This window comes from Paraburkholderia sp. SIMBA_053 (assembly GCF_046534895.1).
Classification (GTDB): domain Bacteria; phylum Pseudomonadota; class Gammaproteobacteria; order Burkholderiales; family Burkholderiaceae; genus Paraburkholderia; species Paraburkholderia caledonica.
This window is the reverse complement of sequence record NZ_JAWRXU010000708.1, coordinates 1-271: the sequence shown is the minus strand read 5'-3', so window position 1 is coordinate 271 and position 271 is coordinate 1. Positions and strand designations below refer to the sequence as shown.

The window sequence follows — 271 nt, the reverse complement described above, 5'->3', positions numbered from 1 at the left end:
AAACCGAACTTGGTGGCGATGACGACCTTGTCGCGATTCGCCGACAGAGCGTTGCCGAGCAAGGTCTCGTTCGTGTGGGGGCCGTAGGCTTCGGCGGTGTCGAAGAAGGTGACGCCCTGGTCGAGCGCCGAGTGAAGCAGACGGATTGCCTGCTGCTCTTCCGTCGCGGGGCCGTATGCGAAGCTCAGTCCCATACAGCCCAGTCCGATGGCGGATACCTTGAGACCGGACTTGCCCAGTTCGCGCTGCTGCATGATTTCCTCTTTGATAG

Annotated in this window: 1 protein-coding gene; it reads right to left on the bottom strand. The window is 60.9% G+C overall.

Annotated elements, in window-relative coordinates; all coding sequences use genetic code 11:
• Positions 1–254, bottom strand: a 254-nt coding sequence (locus tag SB753_RS37410; protein WP_410805196.1) for an aldo/keto reductase, incomplete at its 3' end; no start/stop codon positions are given.
• Positions 255–271 lie beyond the last annotated feature (17 nt).